The sequence below is a fragment of the Microbacterium arborescens genome (genome assembly GCF_030369635.1).
GTDB lineage: Bacteria > Actinomycetota > Actinomycetes > Actinomycetales > Microbacteriaceae > Microbacterium.
Genome location: NZ_CP128474.1, coordinates 1,261,914 through 1,284,588, shown reverse-complemented (window position 1 = coordinate 1,284,588; position 22,675 = coordinate 1,261,914). Strand labels below are relative to the sequence as shown.

Below are 22,675 nucleotides of genomic sequence, written 5' to 3'. Positions count from 1 at the left end.
TCAGGCGTGCCCGGCCCGCTCCATCGCGCGCAGTTCCTTCTTGAGGTCTTGCACCTCGTCGCGCAGGCGTCCGGCCAGCTCGAACTTCAGTTCCGCGGCCGCGGCGAGCATCTGCTGCGACAGGTCTTCGATCGTCGACTCGAGCTGCTGAGCACCCTCCGCGGCGATGCCCTCGCGGCGCAACTGCGGCGTCGGGCTCTTGCCCTTGCCCGACTTGTTGCGAGCGGTCGCCTTGCCGTTGAGCAGATCGCGGGTGTCGGATGCCTCGCGCGCCAGCGCGTCGGTGATGTCGGCGATCTTCTTGCGCAGCGGTTGAGGATCGATGCCGTGCTCGAGGTTGTAGGCGATCTGCTTCTCACGACGACGCTCGGTCTCTTCGATCGCCGCGGCCATCGAGTCGGTGATCTTGTCGGCGTACATGTGGACTTGGCCGGAGACGTTTCGCGCCGCACGCCCGATCGTCTGAATGAGCGAAGTGCCCGAACGCAGGAACCCTTCCTTGTCGGCGTCGAGGATCGCCACGAGCGACACCTCGGGCAGGTCGAGCCCCTCGCGAAGCAGGTTGATGCCGACGAGCACGTCATAGGCGCCCTGGCGCAGCTCGGTCAGCAGCTCGACGCGTCGCAGTGTGTCGACGTCGGAGTGGAGGTAGCGCACCCGCACGCCGTGCTCGCCGAGGAAGTCGGTGAGCTCTTCCGCCATCTTCTTCGTGAGCGTCGTGACGAGCACCCGCTCGTCGCGCTCGACCCGCACCCGGATCTCCTCGAGCAGGTCGTCGATCTGGCCCTTCGACGGCTTGATGATGATCTCGGGGTCGACCAGACCGGTGGGGCGGATGATCTGCTCGACGACGCCGTCGGCGATGCCCATCTCGTAGCGGCCGGGGGTCGCCGACAAGTAGACGGTCTGCCCGACGCGTTCCTTGAACTCATCGAAACGAAGGGGGCGATTGTCCATCGCGCTCGGCAGCCGGAACCCATGATCGACAAGGGTGCGCTTACGCGAGGCATCCCCCTCGTACATCGCGCCGATCTGCGGAACGGTCACGTGCGACTCGTCGATCACGAGGAGGAAGTCGTCGGGGAAGAAGTCGAGCAGCGTGTGGGGAGGATCGCCCGGGGACCGACCGTCGAGGTGCCGGGAGTAGTTCTCGATGCCGGAGCAGAATCCGAGCTGCTGGAGCATCTCGAGGTCGAACGTGGTGCGCATGCGAAGACGCTGCGCCTCAAGCAGCTTGCCCTGGCTCTCGAACTCCTTCAGACGCTCGGCCAGCTCATGCTCGATCGTTCCGATGGCGCGCTGAACCGTCTCGGTGCCCGCCACATAGTGAGAGGCCGGAAACACCGGAACGCTGTCCATCTTCTGCACGATGTCGCCGGTCAGCGGGTGCAGCATGTAGAGCGCCTCGATCTCGTCGCCGAAGAGCTCGATACGGATGGCGTACTCCTCGTACACCGGGATGATCTCGATCGTGTCGCCGCGCACGCGGAAGTTGCCGCGCGAGAAGTCGACGTCGTTGCGGTTGTACTGCATCGCGATGAACTTGCGGATGAGCGCATCGCGGTCGTATCGCTCCCCCACCTGCAACGCGACCATGGCGCGCAGGTACTCTTCGGGCGCACCGAGACCGTAGATGCACGAGACGGTGCTCACGACCACGACGTCGCGGCGACTCAGCAGGGAGTTGGTGGTGGAGTGGCGCAACCGCTCGACCTCGGCGTTGATCGAGGAGTCCTTCTCGATGAAGGTGTCGGTCTGCGGAACGTATGCCTCAGGCTGGTAGTAGTCGTAGTAGCTGACGAAGTACTCGACCGCGTTGTTGGGCATGAGATCGCGGAACTCGTTCGCCAGCTGCGCAGCGAGCGTCTTGTTGTGCGCCATGACGAGCGTCGGACGCTGCACCTGTTCGATGAGCCACGCCGTCGTCGCCGACTTTCCCGTACCGGTGGCACCGAGCAGTACGACGTCGGTCTCGCCCGCGTTGATCCTGGCCGCGAGATCGGCGATCGCCTGGGGCTGGTCACCGCTCGGGACGTATTCGCTGATGACCTCGAAGGGTCGCACGGAGCGCGTGGTCTGCATGATTCCAGCGTAGGCGGGGCGACCGACACCGGGCCCGGTCTTCGCTCAGAGCGTGCGAGCGTGCTACAGCTCCGAGCCGGTGGTCAGCCGCTCCCACAGAGCATCCGCCTGCTGCTCGGTCGCCGAGATGTCGCCCGCGGTGTCGATGACGACGTCGGCGATCGCGAGGCGCTGTTCGTCTGAGACCTGTGCCGCGATCCGGCGATCGGCCTCCTCCGGCGTCATCCCGCGCAGGCGCTGCAGGCGTTCGCGGCGAACCGGCGCGGGAGCATGCGCGACGACGATCGCGTCCCAGGGGTCGTCGACGCGAGCCTCGACGAGCAGAGGCACGTCGTAGACGACGACGGTGCCGGGTCCCCGGCTGAGCGCCTCGTCGAACCGCCGCTGCGATTCTGCTCGAACCGCCGGGTGCACGATGGCATTCAGCGTGCGGAGCGCCTCCGGGTCGGCGAACGCGACCGAGGCCAGCGCAGCGCGATCGAGCTCGCCGTCGGCCGCGACCACCGCAGGCCCGAACGTGGCGCGGATGGCTTCGAGCACGGGCGACCCCGCGCGCTGGACGTCGCGCACGATCGCATCCGCGTCGACCACGACGGCACCGTGCTCGGCGAGCCGCCGTGCGATCGTGGATTTGCCCGAGGCGATCCCGCCGGTCAATGCGATCAGAGGCATACACCCGAGGATGCCATGGGCGCCAGGCCGGGCGCGAGGCCGCCCGATCGATACGATGGGATTCTGACAACCCGCGGAAGGTGGGATCACCGTGGAACGCACCGCCGTCATCGTCGAAGACCAGGCCGACATCCGCAGCCTGCTCTCGGCGATCCTCGAGTCGAGCGGGTTCGTCGTGCACGCGACCGACAACGGTCTCGACGGGGTCGAGCTCGTCCGGTCGGTCTCCCCCGACGTGACCACCCTCGACGTCAACATCCCGGGTATCGACGGGTTCGAGGTCGCGCGCCGCGTCCGCGAGTTCAGCGACACCTACATCATCTTCATCTCGGCCTTCGTCGAGCCCGGTGATGCGGAGCGCGGCAGAGCTGCGGGCGGCGACGAGTACCTCGGCAAGCCGTTCCGGCCGCGAGACCTCAAAGCGCGTCTAGCTGCGATCCCGTCGCGGCGGCGGCGCGATGAGGCACCGATCGACGACGTCGTTGCAGACGCGGCCGCCGGAGCCTCGCAGGACTCCTCTTTCGGCGACGTATCGGTGGTCGCGGGAGTCTTCCGCGTCTCGGGGGCTCCCCTCGACCTGTCTCCCCCCGAATCGACAGTGCTCCACGACCTGCTCATCGCGCACGGACGCACGCGCACGAAGAACGAGCTGGCCGTTGCGCTGCGTTCCCGGTCGCGGGGAGACGCTCCCGACGCCGATGAGGTCCGCGCCGTCGAGCGCACCGTCGAGTCGCTGCGCGGCAGGCTCGCCACCGCTGCCGCCACCACACTCATCGTCTCGGATCAGGGGATCGGTTACCGGCTCGACCGGGGCTGACCCTGTCGCGTCATCCGATCACGAGGGTTCGGCGAGGAGCACGGCTGACGCCACCCCGGATGAGGCGCGTGTCGCCGTCGCTGCGGCCATCTCGATCAGGGCATCCGCGTCGTATCCCACGACGTCGCTCAGAGCGACGCCGATGCCGATGGCGGGCAGGACTCCCCCTTCGACCGACGCGAGAGCCTCGAAGAGCGATCGGTACAGTGCCATCGCCTGCCGTCGCGCGTCGGCTGCTGAGCCCACGACGGTGATGACACCGATCCGCTCGGAGCCGACCTCACCGAGGATCGCGAGCGTCGGCGCGTTGGCAGTCATCGTGTCGCGCCACGTCCGCACGACATCGTCGCCGACATCCAGGCCGAAGGCGGTGGCGATGTACTCGAGCCCGTCGAGTTCGATCACCCAGACCGCCATGAGCTCCCGCCGCGCCTGGGCCCGCTGCGCGCTGACGGCGACGGCACGCCGGAAGCCCGTCACCGTCACGATCTCACTGGGTCCGGCATCCCGGCCCTCCGGTGAATCGGAGCCGCGCACGCCCGCTCTGCCCGCGCGGAGCACGGACGCACTCACCACGGCGGTGATCGAGAGGGTGACGGTGAGGAAGCTGGCGGGGATCGAACCCGCCCACAGCAGGAAGACCTCGCCGTAGCCCACCATGGCGACGACCACGATGCGCGCGAGGTAGAACGCAGCCTGGACCCCGAACACGAGACCCAGTGGGAGCGCCGTCCGCGACGCACCGAGGGCGCCCCGGAAGCACTCCGCCGAGGCAGCAGCCCCGACGACGCCGAGGGCCCCGAACATCACGAGCGAGCCCGACCAGTCGTTCCCGCCCGCAGCGAGTTCGATGGACGCGGCCGCGGCGGCGGCGAGGCCGGCCACGGCCACGAGCGCGCCCGGGCCACGCACGCTGCGCCGGTTGTAGGCGCGACATCCGAGCCACATGAGCCCCGTGCCGACCACCGAGGCGGTGTTGCCGCAGACGACGGCCCAATCGGTCTCGGGGGCGCTCGCCCAGACGACGTAGAACAGCGTCGTCAGCACGGCGCACAGAAACCCGACGGCCCAGAACCGTCCGCTCTGCTCGGGCCGGCGAAGCAGGGTGTCGAAGATGAAGAGCACCGCGCACACCAGCACCACCAGCGCGGTGATGAGGGATACCGAGAACTGGTCGATCATGATGCCGCGGTTCCGGGGCGTCGGGCCGGGAGCGTCACCGAGAAGGTCGAGCCGACCCCGAGCACGCTGCTCACGGTGATATCGCCACCGTGTCGACGGACGATGTCGCGACTGATGGCGAGCCCGAGCCCGTTGCCGGTGACGGCGGAGTCCCGCACGGCGGCTCCGCGGTAGTAGCGCTGGAACACAGAGCCGAGATCCTCCTCGTTGAGCCCCACGCCAGAATCCTGCACCGCGATGAGCGCCCACTGGTCGCCCACCGACGTGGCGACAGACACTCGTCCACGCGGACGGTTGTACTTGACGGCGTTGGAGAGCAGGTTGTCGAGCACTTGCCGGATGCGGACCGGGTCGGCGTACGCGCGTGCGGGCTCCACGCGCGACACGTCGATCGTGATCCCGCGCTCACCCGCGCTGACGAGGATCGACTCGACGGCGGCATTGACGATCTCGACGAGGTCGATGTCGGTGGGCGAGACCGTGAGTTGCGCGGCGGACTTGTGCTGACTCGACGCGGCGAGCACGTCGCCGACGAGTCGGAGCAGCTGGTCCGCGTTCCGGTCGGCCACGCGTAGGTTCTCCAGCGCCGCCTCGGGGACGCCCGGAGTGTCGATCGCGAGCTCGAGATATCCGAGGATCGAGGTGAGGGGCGTCCTCAGCTCGTGCGAGACGGACGAGACCAGCGCATCCCGCTCCCGCAACGCATCCGTCTCGGCGGTGATGTCTCGTGTGACGACGACCGCACCGGAGTCGCCGCCGTCCGGCTCGATGATGCGCCGCGCCGAGACGCTCAGCACGCGTCGGTCGTCACCATGACCCACCTGGATGCGCGCGTCCGTGAACGCCTCGCCGCGGCGAACGCGGGCGAGCGGATGGTCCTGCGGATCGAGCGGAGTCGCACCGTCCGCAGCGTAAACGTCGGGCTGACCGCTGGTGCGAGATCCTCGCTGCAACCGGGCATGCGCGTCGTTGATGATCGACGCCGACCCATCCGTCTCGATGCGAGCCACACCGAAGTCGACTCGATCGAGGGCCTCCGTGAGCACCTGCTCATGACGTCGCGCCCGCTCCAGCGACTGTGTCAGCACCGTCGCCTGACGGTCGAGGAGAAGGCGCTGCGCGCTGGCCCGTCTGCTGCTGAGATACGTCGAGGTGCTCACCGCGATGAGGAGCAGCGGCAGCAGGAGGAAACCGAATGAGGATGGCGAGGAACGGATGACGACATCCGTCACGCCGTAAGCGCCCAGCGCGAGCAGGACGCCCCCGATCCACCCGACGGTGCCGAATCCCGCGGCGAGCCAGATGACCGGGAACACCCACAGCAGTCCGAAACCGGCGGTGGGCTCGGCGACGCGCATGACAGCTATCGCGAGGATGTCGCCCAGGGGGATCAGTGCCAGCCACAGTCTTCCGAGACTCCCCCAGGGAACGATGATCGCCGCCCCGGTGAGCACGAAGACAGCGGTGACCGCGAGGAAGAACAGCGCCGTGTCACCGCGGAACCCGACGACGAGACCCGCGATCGCGACGACGAGGACCACGGATGTCGTGACGATCTGATTGAGCATCGCCGATCGGGTGCGATCGCCGTCGCCGAGCACGGCGTCGATCCACCGTGGGGGTGCCGGGAGAACAAATGTCGCCCGCGTGCGCCGCGGCGTCTCCGTCTCCATGGTTTGAAACTATCGCGTCCCGGACTCCCCCGGGCACGGCGGCAGGCTGATCATCCCGCCTGCGCACGAAACGGCGGAAGGGCCGGAGCACGAGGCTCCGACCCTTCCGGCGTATCAGCGTGGACTCAGCGGCCCGAGAGCTTCTCGCGCAGAGCGGCGAGAGCCTCGTCGTCGGCGAGGGTGCCGCCGCCGGCGCTCGCGGACTGGACGTCCGACGAGAACGACGAGCCGTTGTCGGCCGGAGCCGCAGCCTCGGCCTCGAGGGCCTTGACGACGGCAGCCTTGTGAGCCTCCCAGCGACCCTGAGCGGCGGCGTACTCGGCCTCCCAGGCGAGACGCTGCTCGTCGAAGCCTTCCTTCCACTGGTTGGTCTCCGGGTCGAAGCCCTCGGGGTACTTGTACTCCCCGTTCTCGTCGTACTCGGTGACCATGCCGTAGAGAGCCGGGTCGAACTCGGTGCCGTACGGGTCGACCGACTCGTTCGCCTGCTTGAGCGAGAGCGAGATGCGGCGACGCTCGAGGTCGATGTCGATGATCTTGACGAAGACCTCTTCGCCGACCGACACGACCTGCTCGGCGAGCTCGACGTGCTTGCCCGACAGCTCGGAGATGTGCACGAGGCCCTCGATGCCGTCCGCGACGCGCACGAAAGCACCGAACGGAACGAGCTTGGTGACCTTGCCCGGCGCGACCTGACCGATCGCGTGGGTGCGGGCGAAGACCTGCCACGGGTCCTCCTGCGTCGCCTTCAGCGACAGCGAGACGCGCTCGCGGTCGAGGTCGACCTCGAGGATCTCGACGGTGACCTCCTGGCCGACCTCGACGACCTCCGAAGCGTGCTCGATGTGCTTCCACGAAAGCTCGGAGACGTGCACGAGGCCGTCCACGCCGCCCAGGTCGACGAACGCACCGAAGTTGACGATCGACGAGACGACGCCCTTGCGGACCTGGCCCTTGTGGAGGTTGTTGAGGAACGTGGTGCGCGACTCGGACTGCGTCTGCTCGAGCAGGGCGCGGCGCGAAAGCACGACGTTGTTGCGGTTCTTGTCGAGCTCGAGGATCTTGGCCTCGATCTCCTGGCCGAGGTACGGCGTGAGATCGCGGACACGGCGAAGCTCGATGAGCGACGCGGGCAGGAAGCCGCGGAGGCCGATGTCGACGATCAGACCACCCTTGACGACCTCGATCACGGAGCCGGTGACAACACCGTCGTTCTCCTTGATCTTCTCGACGTCGCCCCAGGCACGCTCGTACTGAGCACGCTTCTTGGAGAGGATGAGGCGGCCTTCCTTGTCCTCCTTCTGGAGAACGAGGGCTTCGACCTCGTCGCCGACCTTGACGACCTCATTGGGGTCGACGTCGTGCTTGATGGAAAGCTCGCGGGAGGGGATGACACCCTCGGTCTTGTAGCCGACGTCGAGGAGGACCTCGTCGCGGTCGATCTTCACCACGGTGCCTTCGATGAGGTCGCCGTCGTTGAAGAACTTCAGAGTCTTCTCGACCGCGGCCAGGAAGTCCTCAGCAGATCCGATGTCGTTGATAGCGACCTGCTTGGTGGCCGGGGCGGTCGTTGCGTTAGTCATGTAGTGGGTTGTCCTTGTTGGGTCAGGGTGTCGGGCCGCGGATCCGAGACGTCTTCTATCGATGACGACCTCGACCGAGGCGGATGGTTGTGGATGATGCGTCGTGAACGCATGGCGACGAGGCCACACGAGTGACGATCCAGAGTATCAGAGCAGACCCGCGCGATTCCAGTCCTCCGGGGCTTCGCACTCACCCGCAGGGCGACGGGTCTGACGCCTGTCCTCGGAGGGTCAGGACGACGGGTCTACGACACCGCCCACGTAGAGCCACCGACCACGTATCCGCGTGAAGCGGCTGACCTCGTGGAGCTCTCCGGAATCCGGCCCCGAACGCCAGCGGGCACGGAACTCGACGGTGCCGTCGGCGTCGTCGACCCCGCCGGCCGCGCGCACCACCGTGAGCCCCGTCCACTCCTGCGCAGCGTCCGAATCGAGGTCGTCCGGGCGCGTCGCCGGGTGCCAGGTGCGAGCGAGATGCGCGCGGTCGCGCAAGGCGAACGCGGTGTAGCGCGAGCGCATCAGCTGCTCCGCCGTGTCCGCGGGCCGACCATCGAGGACGGGACCGCAGCACGCCCCGTACGAGCCGCCCCCGCAGGGGCAGGGTGCGGTCGCGGCCGGCTTGCGCCTGAGCGCCGCTTCACCGAACGACATGTCCACCTCGTCTCCGCATGCCCCCAGGCTACGAGAGACTGCCCTGTGGAAAGTTCCCGCGCCGGCGGGATCACGCCGGATACGGTCGGGGCATGTTCGTCCGCCGCCACGCTGTTGCCGCCCTCGTCGTCGTCGCGCTGCTGACGAGCGGATGCGGCTCCCCCGCCTCACCGCCGACGCTGGCCCCCACCACGGCGGCGCCCTCCCCCACGGACAGCACCGCTGCCGCGTACGCTGCGGCCGAAGCGACCTACCGCGCCTACGTCGATGCCCTGAATGCCGTCGACCTCGATGATCCCAGCACCTTTGAAGCTGCGCTCGCACTCACGCGCGAGGAGGCTAAGGCATCCGCCGCCGCGTCGTTCGAAAATATGCGGTCGCAGGGATGGACGGTAGAGGGAGCAAGCAGAATCGCCTCGGTGAGCCCGAACGAAGTCGACGAGGCTCAAACTCACGCCATATTGAGCGTTTGCCTAGACGTGTCCCAAGTGAATGTTGTGGACGAGAAGGGGGCATCAGTCGTCGGTGATCGCCCTGACATTCAAGGTCTGCGCGTCAGCGTCAGCCGCTTCGGCGAACGCTGGCTGATAACGAAGTTCGAGAGCGACCCAGGGCGAACATCGTGCTGAGCGCGATCGTCATGGCCCCACTGTTACTCGGAGCTCCATTGGTATCCAGCGACCCCTGCGCAGACGGCCTCGGCTGGGTCGGTACGTGCGCTGTGAGCACCGGGAACGATTCCGTTGTCATCCGAGGCGACATCCGCACACAGTCCCCCGGCACGGCGCCCGCTCGGGATTACGATGCGCCTGCGCCACCCGCCCCACCACGAGACTGCGGGGCGCTCAACCGCTGCGATGACTTCACCGTCTCGCTGCTACCGCAGGCGACGATCGCCGACGTGGCCTCGTTCGCTCCCCAACCCTCGACGCTGGCCGCTGAACCGGCGGGTTACGGCATCGTCGGCCTGCCGGTGACGTTCCTGATCGGCGCGTCGCAGCACAGTGCCGCGGGAACACTGTTCGACCTTCCGGTGACCGTGCGGTTCACTCCGGACGACATCGTGATCGCGCCGGGCGACGGAGCGACTCTCACCGTCGAAGGCACCGCCCGCCCACCCGCGAGTCACACGTATCGCTCACGGGGCGGCTACGTCGCGACGGCCACCGTGCGTTACCGGGCGGAGGTCGATTTCGGTCGTGGCTGGCGTCCCGTTCCCGGAACCCTCGACGTTCCCACCGCCGGCTATGCGATCGAGGTGCTGGAGGCCCGCGGGACACTCGTCGATCGCGTGTGTACCGAGCCGCCGTCAGGACCCGGATGCTAACAGCCGGATGCTGAATCGAGGTGATGCCACATGGTCGGTGACCCGTGCCAGGATGATGCGATGAGCGACCGCCTCATGCTGCTCGACAGCGCATCCCTCTACTTCCGCGCGTTCTACGGCGTGCCCGACACCGTCAAAGACTCGGAAGGGCGGCCGGTCAACGCGGCCCGCGGGTTCCTCGACATGATCGCCAAGCTCGTGGCCACCTACGAGCCGACACATCTGGTCGCCTGTTGGGACGACGACTGGCGTCCGCAGTGGCGGGTCGACCTGATCCCGACGTACAAGACGCACCGTGTCGCCGAGACGGTCGAGACGGGCCCGGACGTCGAGGTCGTACCCGATCCGCTCGAGGCGCAGATCCCCACGATCCGCGAGAGCCTCGAGGCCCTCGGCATCCCGATCGTCGGCGCACCCCATCACGAGGCCGACGATGTCATCGGCACCCTCGCCACGCAGGCGACGATGCCCGTCGACGTCGTGACGGGAGATCGTGACCTCATTCAGCTGGTCGACGACGAACGCGACGTCCGGGTCATCTACACCGGGCGAGGGATGAGCAACCTCGACGTGCTGACCGGCGAGACCGTGCTCGCGAAGTACGCCGTGCGCCCCGACCAGTACGCCGACTTCGCGACGATGCGGGGCGATGCTTCCGACGGTCTCCCCGGAGTGGCGGGCGTGGGCGATAAGACCGCGGCGACTCTCCTCTCCACTCATGGCGACCTCGACGGCATCCTCGCGGCGGCGGAGACGGGCGAGGGTATGACGGCAGGTGTGCGAGCGAAGCTCGCGGCGGCGGCCGACTACCTCGCTGTGGCTCCGCAGGTCGTTCGGGTGGTGCGCGACCTCGACCTCGGTGTCGTCGACGGCCGCATACGTCCCACCGATCCCGAAGTCGTCCAGCAGCTCGCCGATCGTCGCGGGCTGGGCGGGTCGCTCGCACGCGCGGCATCCGCTCTCCGCGCCCGCGCCTGAGCCCGGGCGTCGCGGCCTCAGGGACGCGGCCGACCTGTCCACTCCCGCAGGCGCTCCATCGGCCACGTCGTGACGATGCGGTCGACGGGAACCCCCATCCGCTCCGCGCGCTCGGCACCGTAATCGAGGAGTGAAAGCTGCCCCGGGGCGTGAGCGTCGGAGTCGATCGAGAACAGGCAGCCGGCGTCGATCGCCCGCGCGATGAGATCGTCCGGCGGATCCTGCCGCTCCGGCCGGGAGTTGATCTCGACCGCCACGCCGTTCTCGGCGCAGGCCGCGAACACGGGGTCCGGGTCGAAGTCGGACGGCGGCCGGGTGCCGCGCTCCCCTTCGACCAGCCTGCCGGTCACGTGTCCGAGGACGTCGACGCGGGGATCGGATGCCGCCGCCACGAGGCGCCTCGTCATCGCCGGGCGAGGCATCCGCAGCTTCGAATGCACCGACGCGACGACGATGTCGAGCCGGCGCAGCAGTTCGTCCTCCTGGTCGAGGGTGCCATCGTCGAGGATGTCGACCTCGATGCCGCTGAGCAACGTGAACCCATCGCCGCTCATCCCGGAGACGACGTCGAGCTGGTCGCGCAGACGCTCGGGAGACAGTCCGCGAGCCACCCTCAGACGAGGAGAGTGATCGGTGAGAGCGAGGTACTCGTGTCCGAGTGCGCGAGCTGCGGCGACCATCTCCGCGATGGGGGTCGAGCCGTCCGACCAGTCCGAATGGCAGTGCAGGTCACCGCGCAGCCGGCGGCGCAGCTCGCCGGCCACGACGATTCCTCGCCGTTCGCGCAGATCCGCGAGATAGGCGGGCACGCCTCCCGCCCGGGCCTCGACGATGACCGACAGCGTCCGGTCTCCGATGCCGGGTCGCCGGCGCAGGGCGGCGGTGTCGTCGAGCTGGTCGTCCGAAAGGTCGCGGATCGCGTCGGCCGCGGCGCGGAACGCCTTCGACTTGTACTTCGACGAACGCTCGCGCTCGAGCAGCTCGGCGATCTCGGTCAGGGCATCGATGGGATCCATACGCATGTCTGAGGCCCGTGCCGCAGCACGGGCCTCACGTCCTCCCCGTTCAGCCGGAGGTCACCGCGGTTCGGCGGACGACCACCGGGGCCGAGGCCAGGCGGTGCACCGCGAAGCCGAAGATGATCGACAGGATACCCACCCCCATCGCGAAGGCGGCGACGCCGAACGAGACGACCGAGGTGAACAGCGAGGCGCGAAGGAACGAGGCGTTCATCATGGTCGCGCGGACGGGGTCGTCCTTATCGAGCTCGGCGTAGGTCTTGCCGCCCGAGGCGTCGAGTGCGTGGTGCTGGATGATGTCGGCCTGGACATAGGCGGTGAACGGTCCAGCGACGGTCTGCCCCTGGAAGGCCGCTGCGTCGTCGGGGACCGTGATGTTCTCGGCGCGCAACTGCCCCGAGACGATCGACCAGACGACGATTCCGCCGACGATCAGCACGACTCCGCCGAGCATCCCCAGGATGCCCAGGATCTTCACGAGACCGGTGCGGCGAACGGGGGCCTCCACCGTATCGGCGGTGGGGGTGGTGTGGGACATCAGTTCCTCCTCGGGTGCGTTGAGCCTCACGCTATTCACCCGCGATCACGGGACCGCTCACGCGGTGCCGTGAAAAACCGATGTGGTCTGACCTCAGCGGGACGAAGCTTCGACCCACCGCTCCAGCGTGCGCGACGCGTCTCCCGAGTCGAGGGCGCGCACGGCGACCTCCGACGCCTCAGCGAGACGCTCGAGGATCGGACGCTGCACCTGGCTCGCATCCCGCCACAGTCGGTAGGCGACGATGCCCGCGGCCGCGTTCAGCACGACGATGTCACGTACTGGGCCGGACTCCCCGTCGAGCACTCGCCGAACGACCGCAGCATTGTGCTGCGGGTCGCCGCCGAGGAGGTCCTCGATGCGGGCCAGCGGCATACCGAGATCACGCGGGTCGAGATCGTGCTCGTGGATGTCGCCGAGGCTCACCTCCCAGATCCGGCTGTGTCCGGTGGTCGTCAGCTCGTCCAGGCCGTCGTCCCCGCGGAAGACCAGTGCGGTGGCACCGCGGGTGCGGAAGACGCCCGTGATGAGCGGCACCCGGTCGAGATGCGCGACGCCCACCGCGTTCGCCTCGGCACGGGCGGGGTTCGACAGCGGCCCGAGGAAGTTGAAGACGGTCGGGATGCCGAGCTCGGCCCGTGCTGCGCCGGCATGACGGAAGCCCGGGTGGAACGCCGACGCGAAGGCGAAGGTGATCCCGGCCTCCTCCAGGACGCGGGCGACGCGGTCGGGCTCGAGCGACAGGTCGATCCCCAGCGCCGCGAGCACGTCGGACGATCCCGACTTCGAGCTCGCCGCCTTGTTGCCGTGCTTGACGACGGGCACACCGGTGGCTGCGGCAACGATCGACGCCATGGTCGAGACGTTCACCGTGCCGAATCGATCACCTCCGGTGCCGACGATGTCGAGGGCGTCGGTGGGAACGGCAAGCGGCAGGGCCGCTTCGAGTATCGCGTCGCGGAAGCCGACGATCTCGTCGACCGTCTCACCCTTCGCGCGGAGCGCCACGAGGAAGCCCCCGAGCTGAGCGTCGGTCGCGCGGCCGGCCATGACCTCGCGCATGGCCCACGTCGCCGCCGACACGCTGAGATCACGCTTCTCGAGAAGGTCGGTCAGGATGTCGCGCCATGCGTACTGAGCCATGACACACGATCCTATCGGCCGGTTGTCGGGCGACTTTCGGCTGATTCTTAGGTGGGCCTAACCTCGGCGCGATCGGACCAGACCTTCAGCGATGCAGAAACCACCCTCCAGATCGGCCATAATGGATGCCGTGACGACCACTCCAGCGACGTATTCCCAGGCCCTGCGCTCGGTCAAGCGGCCGGACCCGGTCGCTGTGGGCACCATCGTGTGGCTCGGCAGCGAGGTGATGTTCTTCGCGGGCCTCTTCGCGATCTACTTCACCCTGCGCAACACCTCTCCCGAGTTGTGGGCCGACCGCACCGAACTGCTGAACATCCCGTTCGCCGCGGTCAACACGCTCATTCTCGTGTTGTCGTCGGTGACGGCGCAGATCGGTGTCCACAACGCCGAGCACTTCCGCCCCTACCGCTCGGGCTCTTTCTGGAACCTGCGCAAGTGGGGCATGGTGGAGTGGTTCTTCCTGACCTTCATCATGGGCGCGATCTTCGTCTCCGGCCAGGTGTGGGAGTACGCCACGCTCGTCGCCGAGGGCATGCCCATCCAGGCCGACTCCTATGCGTCCGCCTTCTACATCACCACCGGCTTCCACGCCCTCCACGTCACCGGTGGTCTCGTGGCGTTCCTCCTCGTCATCGGGCGCGCCTTCGCCGTCAAGAACTTCGGCCGGAAAGAGATGACGTCCGCCATCGTCGTGTCGTACTACTGGCACTTCGTCGACGTGGTGTGGCTCGTCCTGTTCGCCGTCATCTACTTCCTGAAGTAACCGGAGCTGATTCACCCATGGCATCCAAGAACCCGCGCCGCAACGGCGGACGTCGCAGCAAGTGGGCTGCCGCCGCTCTGATCGGCATCGGACTGCTCGTCACCGGCGGAGGCTACGCCGGCGCCACCGCCGCGATGGCCGCGGGCGATACGACGCAGACGGCATCCACGCTCACGGTCGAGGACGGCAAGAAGCTGTTCCAGGCCAACTGCGCCACCTGTCACGGCCTCGACCTGCAGGGCACGAACGACGGCCCGTCGCTGTACGGCGTCGGCGAGCTGTCGGTCGAGTTCCAGGTCGCCACCGGCCGCATGCCGCTGCAGATGCAGGGACCGCAGGCTCCGCAGAAGCCCGTGCAGTTCACGCAAGAGCAGATCGAGGCCATGGCGGCCTGGGTTCAGTCCGAGGCCCCCGGCCCGACGTACCCCGAGTCCGCGGTGCTCGACGGTGAAGGCGATGTCTCGCACGGCGCCGAGCTCTTCCGCATCAACTGCGCGATGTGCCACAACGTCGCCGGCGCCGGTGGTGCACTCACCGAGGGCAAGTACGCTCCGCCGCTGACGACCACGTCGCCGCTGCACATGTACGCAGCCATGGTCACGGGCCCGCAGAACATGCCCGTCTTCAACGACATGACCCTCACTTCCGAAGAGAAGCGCGACATCATCAGCTACCTGATGATGCGCCCGACCGAGAACTCGCCCGGCGGCTTCTCGCTCGGCTCGCTCGGCCCCGTCTCGGAGGGTCTGTTCATCTGGATCTTCGGCATCGGCTCGCTCGTCGCCATCTCGGTGTGGATCACCGCGAAGTCGAACTGAGAACCGTGACGATCGAAGCAACGCACAAGGAGCAAAATGGCTGACGAGAAGGCGCCCGAGCAGATCCCTGCTTCCCCGGTGCCCTCATCGGGGCTTGCCGTAGCGGTATCCGACCCGGTGCAGAACCCCGGGCTCGCACCCCACCGCAAGCGCATGACCGACAAGGACCCCGCCGCCATGACGCGCGCGGTCCGCACCGTGTACACCCTGTTCTACCTGTCCGCAGCGGCGAGCATCTGGGCGATCGCTGCGTACCTGATCTTCCCGATCGAGAGCGGGCTGATCAGCGACATCCGACGGAACAACCTGTTCATCGGTCTCGGCATCGCCACGGCGCTCCTCGCCATCGGCATCGGCGCGATCCACTGGTCGAAGGCCGTGATGAACGACACCGAGTTCATCGAGGACCGCCACTCCACGCGAGGCAGCGAGAAGACCCGCGCCGCGGCGGTGCAGGTGTTCGCCGACGCGAACAACGAGTCGGGCTTCGGCCGTCGCACCATGGTGCGCAACTCGCTTTTCGTCGCCCTGGCGGCATCCATCCTTCCGGGGATCACCCTGTTCCGCGGCCTCGCGCCGCACAGCTCCCCCGAGCACCCGCACGCCGGCGACCCCGTGCACCTGCTCAAGCACACGATGTGGGAAGAGGGCATGCGCCTGGCGCACGACCCGACGGGCAAGCCGATCCGCGCCGCCGACCTCACCCTCGGCTCCGCCGTGCACGTGATCCCCGAGTCGCTCGCGACGCTGGCGCACCACGACGGCTACCTCGAAGAGAAGGCCAAGGCGATCGTGCTGCTCATGCGTCTGCTCCCCGAGCAGCTGAACGAGGCCGAAGACCGTAAGGACTGGTCGTACGACGGCATCGTCGCCTACTCCAAGGTGTGCACGCACGTCGGCTGCCCCGTCGCCCTGTACGAGCAGCAGACCCACCACCTGCTGTGCCCCTGCCACCAGTCGCAGTTCGACGTCACCAACGCGGCAGCCGTCATCTTCGGCCCCGCAGCGCGTCCGCTGCCCCAGCTCCCGATCACCGTCGACGACGAGGGCTACCTGATCGCACGCAGCGACTTCACCGAACCCGTCGGCCCGAGCTTCTGGGAGCGTCATTGAGCACCTCCACCCACCCCACGGAGAACGTCACGACCGCGCCTGCGGTCCACGCTGACGGCCCCACACGTCCCTCGGACAAGCCGCTCGGCGGCAAGTTCGTCGGCGGCGTCGCGAACTACCTCGACGAGCGCACGAGCATCTCGGGCCTCGTCAAGGAGCTGGGTCGGAAGATCTTCCCCGACCACTGGTCGTTCATGCTCGGCGAGATCGCGCTGTGGTCGTTCGTCGTCGTCCTGCTCTCGGGAACGTTCCTGACGTTCTTCTTCGAGGCATCGATGGCGGAGACCCACTACTACGGCGCCTACGCACCGATGCGCGGGCTCGAGATGTCGGCCGCCATGGCCTCGACTCTCGAGATCTCGTTCGACATCCGCGGCGGCCTGCTCGTTCGCCAGCTGCACCACTGGGCTGCGCTCGTGTTCGTCGCCGGTATCGGCGTGCACATGCTGCGCGTGTTCTTCACCGGTGCGTTCCGCAAGCCGCGTGAGCTCAACTGGGTCATCGGCTTCATCCTGTTCATCCTCGCGATGGCCGAGGGCTTCACCGGGTACTCGCTTCCTGACGACGTGCTCTCGGGCAACGGCCTCCGCATCATCGACGGCATGATCAAGGGCATCCCGCTGATCGGAACCTGGACCTCGTTCCTGCTGTTCGGCGGCGAGTTCCCCGGCACCGAGATCGTCGGACGCCTGTACGCACTGCACATCCTGCTGCTGCCGGCGATCCTGGTCGCGCTGCTCGCGCTGCACCTCATGCTCATGATCGTGAACAAGCACACGCAGTTCGCCGGCGCCGCCCGGACGAACAACAACGTCGTGGGCTACCCGATGATGCCGGTGTACATGTCGAAGATGGGTGGCTTCTTCTTCATCACCTTCGGCGTGCTCGTGCTCATCGCCGCACTGTTCACGATCAACCCGATCTGGAACTACGGGCCGTACGACCCCTCGCCCGTGTCGGCAGGTACACAGCCCGACTGGTACATCGGCTTCGCCGACGGTGCGCTGCGCCTCGTCCCGCCGCACTGGGAGTTCGTGCTGTTCGACCGCACCTGGTCGTTCAACATCCTCGTCCCGCTCGTCGGACTCGGACTGTTCATCGTCATCGTCATGCTCTACCCCTTCATCGAGGCGTGGGTCACCGGCGACAAGCGTGAGCACCACATCGCTGAGCGCCCGCGCAACGCGGCGACCCGCACCGCGATCGGCGCGGCCGGCGTGACCTTCTACGCCGTCCTCTGGGCCGCCGCCTCGTCGGACATCATCGCGACGCACTTCCACCTGACGATGGAAGGCGTGATCCACACGCTGCAGGCGCTCCTGATCCTCGGCCCGGTGATCGCCTACTTCGTGACGAAGCGCATCTGCATCGCGCTCCAGAAGAAGGACCGCGAGATCGCCCTGCACGGCTACGAGTCGGGTCGCATCGTCCGCCTGCCCGGTGGCGAGTACATCGAGGTGCACCAGCCCGTCGACGAGTACGAGCTCGTCAAGCTGGTCGACTACACGACGAACGCTCCCCTGGTGGTCCGTCCGAACGACAAGGGTCAGATCCCGTGGCACGAGAACCTGCGTGCCGGGCTCTCGCGCTGGTTCTTCGAAGACCGTCTGGCGCCGCTCACCCAGGCTGAGATCGAGGCTGCACGGGCACACGCCCACCACGACCTCGAGCACATCGCCGAGGAAGAGGACGCTGAGATCCAGGGCGCTCACGATCGCGCCGGTGTCCCGGACGCTCCGCACCAGCCCATCGACGACGGCAAGGGTGTCGAGACGGCCAACCGCCCGTCGAACATCATCGTCCCCGACGAGGACGCCGACGGCGGGCAGTCGACGAAGAAGAGCTGACACCGGACCTGTCCGGATTACGGCGGGGTGTGACCGATCGGTCGCACCCCGCCGTCGTCATGTCTGCGTAGCGTGTTCGGCATGACCGATGCGCTCGCCTACTTCTCCGCCAAGCTCGCACATGAAACCGACGCCTCTGACGTCTACGAGGCGCAGCGGGCCGCTGAACCGTTCGTGTTCGTCGACGTGCGCAGCGCCGAGGCGTGGGCCCAGGGACATGCCGTCGGCGCCGTCCATATGCCTCACCGTGAGATCGCGGCACGCGCGCCAGAGGAGATCGACCGCTCACTCGACGTCGTCGTCTACTGCTGGAGTCCCGGCTGCAACGGTGACACCCGGGCCGCCATCGAGTTCGCCAAGCTCGGATACCGCGTGCGCGAGATGATCGGCGGATTCGAGTACTGGGCCCGCGAGGGCTACCCGGTGGCGAACGCACACGGCCCCCTCCCCCGCACATATGACCCCCTGGTGGCGTTGGTGCGCTCCTGACGGGTCTGGTGGGCCCGGGCAGCCCTCTCGGGAGGACCTTGGCTGTGCTTAGCGCGTGAGGCGGCCCAGTGCCGTCGCCCGAAGGCACCGAGCGGCCGGGGCGACTCGCGCCGCGGCACCCGGTCGACGGAACAGCGAACGCGACGACAGCGACCCAGGCCTCTTAGAGGCGCTTCTCGCACTGCCCGGGGCCTCACGTGGGACTTCTCGGGCGTTCGCCGCTGGTCCCCCTGCACCATGCAGGCCCACCGTGGCAGCATCCGCTAGCCGAGTCGCACCGCAGGATGCCCTTGCTGCGGTCAGTCGTGATTCAACCGGCCGCCCGTCAATGCGTCTTGATCGGTCTGACCGCCTATGTTGCGGAACCGGTACTGAGAGCCTGTGGGATGCCAGGTCGGACGGGCGCGCAGCCGCAGGCAGAGACATAGGGCCAGGGCCAGGGCCAGGGCCAGGGCCAGGGCCAGGGCCAGGATGCAAGGGATCGGGACGGACACACCGTCATGCATCCATCTCTGCCCGCGAGTCGCCGCAGAACACTTGCATCGCGGAGCGTCGACCTTCGGGCTGAGCCAACGCCGAGGTCGAGTGAGCCAACGCCCACGTCGAGTGAGGCAACGCCCACGTCGTGGGTGGGTGCGAGCCCGGATGCAAGGGAACCAGGGCGACACGCCGACCCAGGGCCGAAGCAGCCCGCGTGTCTCGAACGATCGCTTGCATCGCGGCACCCGGCGACGGGGCGCGGCCCCAGCAACGCGGCACGACCCCGGTAAACGGAAACGGCCACCGCACCGGAGTGCGATGGCCGTCGTGAGGCGCTGGTGTCAGCGCGCGAAGTATCCGCGGTAGTACTCGTAGACCCATCCGACGATGGCGACGATGAAGATCGCGAAACCGATGGGAAGCAGGAACTGCCCGACCGCGAGGCCGATGATGAACACCGAAGCCGCGAAGGCCAGAACGAGCGGCCACCAGGACCACGGGCTGAACTCGCCGACTTCGGGGTCTCCGTCGTCGATGTCAGCCGTGAGCGAGTCCTCGGGCAGCACGCCGCCCTGCGCCTTGTGCACGCGCGAGACGTAGAACGCGATCATCGCGCCCATGAATCCGGTGAACAGCAGCGCCGTCGACCCGACCCACTCGATGCGGTGCCACCACAGTTCCTGGTCGGTGTGAGCGATGAGGTTCCACACGGTGTACGTGATGAACACCGCGAAGAAGAACCACGTGAGAACCCACCACAGGTTGATGTTGGTCTTCACGACTTACTTCACCTCTCCATCGGCGACATCCACAACCGGTGCATCGGGGGCGTCCTTCGCGGGGCCCACGCCGACCGGGATGGCGGCCTCGGGGTGGTTCAGGTCGAACGCCGGTCGCTCGCTGCGGATGCGCGGGATCGACGTGAAGTTGTGACGCGGCGGCGGGCAGCTCGTCGCCCACTCGAGCGAGGCTCCGTAGCCCCAGGGGTCGTTGACCGTGACCTTGGGGGCGGTGCGCGAGGTGATCCAGACGTTCAGGAAGAACGGGATCATCGACGCACCGAGGATGATGGCACCGATCGTGGAGACCTGGTTCTGCCACGTCCAGCCGTCAGCCGCCGAGTAGTCGGCGTAGCGGCGGACCATGCCGTCGACGCCCAGCCAGTGCTGGATGAGGAAGGTCATGTGGAAACCGATGAACAGCATCCAGAAGTGCACCATGCCGAGACGCTCGTTGAGCATGCGCCCGGTCCACTTCGGCCACCAGAAGTAGAAGCCCGCGAACATCGCGAACACGACCGTGCCGAAGACGACGTAGTGGAAGTGCGCCACGACGAAGTACGAGTCGGAGAGGTGGAAGTCGAGCGGGGGCGACGCCAGGATGACGCCGGTGAGACCACCGAAGACGAACGAGACGAGGAAGCCGAGGGTGAAGACCATGGGCGTCTCGAACGTGACGGAGCCTCGCCACATCGTGCCGATCCAGTTGAAGATCTTCACACCCGTCGGCACCGCGATGAGCATCGTCATCAGCGCGAAGAACGGCAGCAGCACGGCGCCGGTGACGTACATGTGGTGCGCCCAGACGGCGACCGAGAGAGCGGCGATCGCGATGGTCGCGTAGATCAGCGTCTTGTATCCGAAGATCGGCTTGCGGCTGAACACCGGGAGGATCTCGGAGACGATGCCGAAGAACGGCAGCGCGATGATGTACACCTCGGGGTGGCCGAAGAACCAGAACAGGTGCTGCCAGAGCAGGACACCGCCGTTGGCCGGGTCGTAGATGTGCGAGCCCAGGACACGGTCGGATGCCGCAGCGAAGATCGCCGCCGCCAGCACGGGGAACGCCATGAGGATGAGGATGCTCGTGACGAGCGTGTTCCACGAGAAGATCGACATCCGCCACATCGTGAGGCCCGGAGCGCGCATCGTGATGATCGTGGTGATGAAGTTCACGGCGCCGAGGATGGTTCCGAAACCGCTCATGCCGAGGCCGAGCATCCAGAGGTTTCCACCGGCTCCCGGCGAGAAGGTCGCATTGGCCAGTGGCTGATATGCGAACCACCCGAACGAGGCGGCGCCCTGCGGCGTGAGGAAGCCCGAGATCGCGATGATCGAGCCGAACAGGAACAGCCAGAAGGCGAACGCGTTCAGACGCGGGAAGGCCACGTCGGGAGCACCGAGCTGCAGCGGCAGGATCGCGTTGGCGAAGCCCGCGAACAGCGGCGTCGCGAACATCAGGAGCATGATCGTGCCGTGCATCGTGAAGAGCTGGTTGTACTGCTCCTTGGTGGGCACGATCTGCATGCCGGGCTCGAAGAGCTCAGCACGGATGATCAGCGCCATCACGCCACCGAGGAGGAAGAACAACACGGAGGCGATGAGGTACATGTACCCGATCGTCTTGTGGTCAGTGGACGTGATCCACTTGACGATGATGTTGCCCTTCTGCTCGACGCGCGAAGCGCTGAGCAGCGCCGCCTGACGCGGCGGCAGGGTCGTGGGGCGGCCTGCGGGCTGTTCGCCCTGGAGCGGAAGTGTCGTGGCCATCAGTGGCTTCCCTCGCCGGAGTCGTCGGTGACCGCGCCCGTTCCCGGAGCGTTCTGGAGGCGGTCGTATGCCTTGTTGATGTCACCGGTCTGGCCGCTGGCGCGCAGCGACTCGAGGTAGTCCTCGTACTCCTGCTCGGAGACGACCTTGACGTTGAACAACATCATCGAGTGGTATTCACCGCACAGCTCGGCGCACTTGCCGGCGTACGTTCCCTCACGGGTGGGGACGAAAGACCACGAGTTGGTGTCGCGGTGCGGGTACATGTCCTTCTTGTACAAGAAGTCGATGACCCAGAACGAGTGGATGACGTCGCGCGACTGGAGGTTGATCTTGACCTCCTTGTCGACCGGGAGCACGAGCGTGGGCAGCGCGTCCTGATCGATGTTGCCTTCGGCGTCGGGCTGCGCCTGCACACCCATGGTCCAGACGGCGTCGGAGTTGTCCGAGTCGTCGCCGTTGTACTGGAAGTCCCACGCCCACTGCTTGCCGATCGCGGTGATCGAGACATCGGGGTCGTCGTACTGCGTCTCGAGGATCGACTGGTCACGCGCCGTGAAGGCGAAGAACCCGATGACGAGGATGAGCGGCACGATCGTGTAGAAGATCTCGATCGGCATGTTGTAGCGCAGCTGGACCGGCAGACCCGTCTGGCCGCGACGGCGGCGGTAGGCGATCGCGGCGAATGCCATGAGACCCCACGTCAGCACGCCGACGGCGAGGAGGACGATCCAGGAGTTCACCCAGAGACCCGACACCATCTCGGTGCGGTTGGTCGCCTGGGTACCGTCATCGGTGAAGCCGGGAAGGTAGCCGTTCAGCTCCGTCGGTGTACAAGCTGCGAGGGAGACTGCCGTGACGATCCCGAGCGGGATCACGGCCCAGCGGAGGCGGCGTTTGAAGCGCACAGTGCACCTTTCCGGGACGAATGGTTCGACCTTCAGTCTA

General features: G+C 67.2%; 21 protein-coding genes. 9 read left to right on the top strand and 12 right to left on the bottom strand.

All coding sequences use genetic code 11. From position 1 onward, the window contains the following. Both uvrB and coaE read right to left on the bottom strand, forming a co-directional pair. On the bottom strand, positions 1-2,082 hold the full coding sequence (gene uvrB, locus QUC20_RS06045; protein WP_120262941.1) for an excinuclease ABC subunit UvrB: 2,082 nt from the start codon (positions 2,080-2,082) through the stop codon (positions 1-3). Between the two features lie 63 nt (positions 2,083-2,145). Then, positions 2,146-2,754: a dephospho-CoA kinase gene (coaE, locus tag QUC20_RS06040; RefSeq protein WP_120262942.1), complete on the bottom strand. Its 609-nt coding sequence runs from the start codon at positions 2,752-2,754 to the stop codon at positions 2,146-2,148. A gap of 91 nt (positions 2,755-2,845) precedes the next feature. Between coaE and QUC20_RS06035 the strand changes: the two genes are divergently transcribed. After that, positions 2,846-3,571: a response regulator transcription factor gene (locus QUC20_RS06035; RefSeq protein ID WP_120262943.1), complete on the top strand. Its 726-nt coding sequence runs from the start codon at positions 2,846-2,848 to the stop codon at positions 3,569-3,571. Positions 3,572-3,589: 18 nt separating this feature from the next. Here QUC20_RS06035 and QUC20_RS06030 read toward each other — a convergent pair whose 3' ends face one another. The 4 genes from QUC20_RS06030 to QUC20_RS06015 all read right to left on the bottom strand — a co-directional run bounded on the left by QUC20_RS06030 (position 3,590) and on the right by QUC20_RS06015 (position 8,528). Next, positions 3,590-4,753, bottom strand: a complete 1,164-nt coding sequence (locus tag QUC20_RS06030; protein WP_289331247.1) for a diguanylate cyclase domain-containing protein — start codon at positions 4,751-4,753, stop codon at positions 3,590-3,592. Then, positions 4,750-6,426, bottom strand: a complete 1,677-nt coding sequence (locus tag QUC20_RS06025; RefSeq protein ID WP_289331246.1) for a sensor histidine kinase — start codon at positions 6,424-6,426, stop codon at positions 4,750-4,752. Before QUC20_RS06025 ends, QUC20_RS06030 begins: the two co-directional genes overlap by 4 nt. A gap of 125 nt (positions 6,427-6,551) precedes the next feature. Continuing rightward, positions 6,552-8,009, bottom strand: a complete 1,458-nt coding sequence (gene rpsA / locus QUC20_RS06020; protein WP_120262946.1) for a 30S ribosomal protein S1 — start codon at positions 8,007-8,009, stop codon at positions 6,552-6,554. Positions 8,010-8,240: 231 nt separating this feature from the next. Further along, positions 8,241-8,528: a YchJ family protein gene (locus QUC20_RS06015; protein WP_353105724.1), complete on the bottom strand. Its 288-nt coding sequence runs from the start codon at positions 8,526-8,528 to the stop codon at positions 8,241-8,243. A 224-nt stretch (positions 8,529-8,752) separates the two neighbouring features. Between QUC20_RS06015 and QUC20_RS06010 the strand changes: the two genes are divergently transcribed. The 3 genes from QUC20_RS06010 to QUC20_RS06000 all read left to right on the top strand — a co-directional run bounded on the left by QUC20_RS06010 (position 8,753) and on the right by QUC20_RS06000 (position 10,965). Next, entirely contained in the window at positions 8,753-9,289 is a 537-nt protein-coding gene (locus QUC20_RS06010) for a hypothetical protein (protein WP_289331244.1), read from the top strand. Positions 9,290-9,561: 272 nt separating this feature from the next. Beyond that, positions 9,562-9,987, top strand: a complete 426-nt coding sequence (locus QUC20_RS06005; protein ID WP_120262949.1) for a hypothetical protein — start codon at positions 9,562-9,564, stop codon at positions 9,985-9,987. A gap of 60 nt (positions 9,988-10,047) precedes the next feature. Then, positions 10,048-10,965, top strand: coding sequence for a 5'-3' exonuclease (locus QUC20_RS06000; protein ID WP_120264338.1), 918 nt, complete (start codon positions 10,048-10,050; stop codon positions 10,963-10,965). A 17-nt stretch (positions 10,966-10,982) separates the two neighbouring features. On the opposite strand, the gene QUC20_RS05995 is transcribed toward QUC20_RS06000, so the two are convergent. From QUC20_RS05995 to trpD, 3 genes are all read right to left on the bottom strand, one after another. After that, positions 10,983-11,981, bottom strand: a complete 999-nt coding sequence (locus QUC20_RS05995; RefSeq protein ID WP_289331243.1) for a PHP domain-containing protein — start codon at positions 11,979-11,981, stop codon at positions 10,983-10,985. Positions 11,982-12,030: 49 nt separating this feature from the next. Continuing rightward, the gene (locus QUC20_RS05990) at positions 12,031-12,522 is read right to left on the bottom strand and encodes an aromatic ring-opening dioxygenase LigA (RefSeq protein WP_120262951.1); all 492 of its coding nucleotides are present in this window, start codon (positions 12,520-12,522) and stop codon (positions 12,031-12,033) included. A gap of 93 nt (positions 12,523-12,615) precedes the next feature. Beyond that, positions 12,616-13,665 carry an anthranilate phosphoribosyltransferase gene (gene trpD / locus QUC20_RS05985; protein ID WP_120262952.1) on the bottom strand — a complete coding sequence of 350 codons (1,050 nt, stop codon included), beginning with the start codon at positions 13,663-13,665 and terminating at the stop codon, positions 12,616-12,618. A gap of 121 nt (positions 13,666-13,786) precedes the next feature. On the opposite strand from trpD, the gene ctaE reads away from it, so the two are divergent. From ctaE to QUC20_RS05960, 5 genes are all read left to right on the top strand, one after another. Then, positions 13,787-14,431, top strand: a complete 645-nt coding sequence (ctaE, locus tag QUC20_RS05980; protein ID WP_112613998.1) for an aa3-type cytochrome oxidase subunit III — start codon at positions 13,787-13,789, stop codon at positions 14,429-14,431. Positions 14,432-14,448: 17 nt separating this feature from the next. Next, on the top strand, positions 14,449-15,249 hold the full coding sequence (qcrC, locus tag QUC20_RS05975; protein ID WP_120262953.1) for a cytochrome bc1 complex diheme cytochrome c subunit: 801 nt from the start codon (positions 14,449-14,451) through the stop codon (positions 15,247-15,249). Positions 15,250-15,285: 36 nt separating this feature from the next. After that, positions 15,286-16,362: a cytochrome bc1 complex Rieske iron-sulfur subunit gene (gene qcrA, locus QUC20_RS05970; protein ID WP_120262954.1), complete on the top strand. Its 1,077-nt coding sequence runs from the start codon at positions 15,286-15,288 to the stop codon at positions 16,360-16,362. Further along, positions 16,359-18,209, top strand: a complete 1,851-nt coding sequence (gene qcrB / locus QUC20_RS05965; RefSeq protein WP_289331242.1) for a cytochrome bc1 complex cytochrome b subunit — start codon at positions 16,359-16,361, stop codon at positions 18,207-18,209. The genes qcrA and qcrB overlap by 4 nt, the downstream gene beginning before the upstream one ends. A gap of 81 nt (positions 18,210-18,290) precedes the next feature. Further along, positions 18,291-18,698 (top strand): rhodanese-like domain-containing protein, encoded by a 408-nt coding sequence (locus tag QUC20_RS05960; RefSeq protein ID WP_289331241.1) that lies wholly within the window; start codon positions 18,291-18,293, stop codon positions 18,696-18,698. Between the two features lie 821 nt (positions 18,699-19,519). Here the strand turns inward: QUC20_RS05960 and QUC20_RS05955 are convergent. The 3 genes from QUC20_RS05955 to ctaC are packed head-to-tail and all read right to left on the bottom strand — an operon-like array spanning position 19,520 to position 22,635. Then, positions 19,520-19,957, bottom strand: a complete 438-nt coding sequence (locus QUC20_RS05955) for a cytochrome c oxidase subunit 4 (RefSeq protein WP_120262956.1) — start codon at positions 19,955-19,957, stop codon at positions 19,520-19,522. A gap of 3 nt (positions 19,958-19,960) precedes the next feature. Next, positions 19,961-21,727, bottom strand: coding sequence for an aa3-type cytochrome oxidase subunit I (gene ctaD / locus QUC20_RS05950; protein ID WP_120262957.1), 1,767 nt, complete (start codon positions 21,725-21,727; stop codon positions 19,961-19,963). Then, on the bottom strand, positions 21,727-22,635 hold the full coding sequence (gene ctaC, locus QUC20_RS05945) for an aa3-type cytochrome oxidase subunit II (RefSeq protein WP_120262958.1): 909 nt from the start codon (positions 22,633-22,635) through the stop codon (positions 21,727-21,729). The genes ctaD and ctaC overlap by 1 nt, the downstream gene beginning before the upstream one ends. Between the last annotated feature and the right edge of the window lie 40 nt (positions 22,636-22,675).

What these genes read in the sequence shown, in the direction of transcription:
- QUC20_RS05995 (WP_289331243.1), bottom strand. Translation starts at nt 11,981, where the DNA reads ATGGATCCCATCGATGCCCTGACCGAGATCGCCGAGCTGCTCGAGCGC.
- qcrC (WP_120262953.1), top strand. Translation starts at nt 14,449, where the DNA reads ATGGCATCCAAGAACCCGCGCCGCAACGGCGGACGTCGCAGCAAGTGG.
- coaE (WP_120262942.1), bottom strand. Translation starts at nt 2,754, where the DNA reads ATGCCTCTGATCGCATTGACCGGCGGGATCGCCTCGGGCAAATCCACG.
- qcrA (WP_120262954.1), top strand. Translation starts at nt 15,286, where the DNA reads ATGGCTGACGAGAAGGCGCCCGAGCAGATCCCTGCTTCCCCGGTGCCC.
- QUC20_RS06010 (WP_289331244.1), top strand. Translation starts at nt 8,753, where the DNA reads ATGTTCGTCCGCCGCCACGCTGTTGCCGCCCTCGTCGTCGTCGCGCTG.
- QUC20_RS06015 (WP_353105724.1), bottom strand. Translation starts at nt 8,528, where the DNA reads ATGCGCTCGCGCTACACCGCGTTCGCCTTGCGCGACCGCGCGCATCTC.
- QUC20_RS05960 (WP_289331241.1), top strand. Translation starts at nt 18,291, where the DNA reads ATGACCGATGCGCTCGCCTACTTCTCCGCCAAGCTCGCACATGAAACC.
- ctaE (WP_112613998.1), top strand. Translation starts at nt 13,787, where the DNA reads ATGGATGCCGTGACGACCACTCCAGCGACGTATTCCCAGGCCCTGCGC.
- QUC20_RS06030 (WP_289331247.1), bottom strand. Translation starts at nt 4,753, where the DNA reads ATGATCGACCAGTTCTCGGTATCCCTCATCACCGCGCTGGTGGTGCTG.
- trpD (WP_120262952.1), bottom strand. Translation starts at nt 13,665, where the DNA reads ATGGCTCAGTACGCATGGCGCGACATCCTGACCGACCTTCTCGAGAAG.
- QUC20_RS06025 (WP_289331246.1), bottom strand. Translation starts at nt 6,426, where the DNA reads ATGGAGACGGAGACGCCGCGGCGCACGCGGGCGACATTTGTTCTCCCG.
- QUC20_RS05990 (WP_120262951.1), bottom strand. Translation starts at nt 12,522, where the DNA reads ATGTCCCACACCACCCCCACCGCCGATACGGTGGAGGCCCCCGTTCGC.
- uvrB (WP_120262941.1), bottom strand. Translation starts at nt 2,082, where the DNA reads ATGCAGACCACGCGCTCCGTGCGACCCTTCGAGGTCATCAGCGAATAC.
- ctaD (WP_120262957.1), bottom strand. Translation starts at nt 21,727, where the DNA reads ATGGCCACGACACTTCCGCTCCAGGGCGAACAGCCCGCAGGCCGCCCC.
- QUC20_RS06000 (WP_120264338.1), top strand. Translation starts at nt 10,048, where the DNA reads ATGAGCGACCGCCTCATGCTGCTCGACAGCGCATCCCTCTACTTCCGC.
- rpsA (WP_120262946.1), bottom strand. Translation starts at nt 8,009, where the DNA reads ATGACTAACGCAACGACCGCCCCGGCCACCAAGCAGGTCGCTATCAAC.